This is a genomic window from Collinsella sp. CLA-AA-H302 (assembly GCF_040093305.1).
Lineage (GTDB): Bacteria > Actinomycetota > Coriobacteriia > Coriobacteriales > Coriobacteriaceae > Collinsella.
Genome location: NZ_JBBNJW010000026.1, coordinates 1 through 635 on the forward strand (window position 1 = coordinate 1; position 635 = coordinate 635).

At 52.6% G+C, this 635-nt stretch carries 1 protein-coding gene; it reads left to right on the forward strand.

Translation table 11 applies throughout. From position 1 onward, the window contains the following. Positions 1 to 276: hypothetical protein (locus AAAV21_RS10080; RefSeq protein ID WP_349109398.1), on the forward strand; the 276-nt coding region annotated here is incomplete at its 5' end. Between the last annotated feature and the right edge of the window lie 359 nt (positions 277 to 635).

The following is a 635-nucleotide window of genomic DNA, read 5'->3' on the forward strand; positions in this document are numbered from 1 at the left end:
GCCAGGGCGCCGCTGACCGGTGGACGGCACCGAGCCGTCATCGAAACTGCAGAAGGGGGAGGCCACGCGGCCTCCCCCTTTTTTGCGTTATATGCGATATTTGCCCTATCCGTTTTAGGAGTGCTCGGATTGACGTTAGTCGAGGTCATCGTTGTCATCTGCGTTGGGGTAGAGCCGATCTTTTTGTTTATGTCGCTTTCTGTTGGCGCTCAGTCGACTCTAGGGTTCTGTCGCCACGTATATCCGGACGGTTCTTTTGCTCCTTATTTCCAGTAAATCAGTTAAGGGGTATTGTTTCAATCAAATACACTCCGCCAGCGGGGGCTCTATCTAATTAGTGATAGAGCCCCCGCTGGCGTTTTATAGGTTTGTTAACGTTGTCCTTCTATTTATGACGAGCTAACTAGCAGAGACCGACGAGGGTATAAAGATGCTATGTCTACAGTGGACAGCAAGATTCCCGAGGTCATACGGTCTGTCCATGGTTTATGACCAAATGTGTGACTCTGAGCAACTCGGAGCCAGCTAATTCATTTGTGAACAAAATATGGAGTACGGGATTCCCGCCCCCGGCGCCCCTCCGGTCTGGCAATATATCTCCTTGCCGCGCGGCCCGGTCGGACCGGGAACCCGCG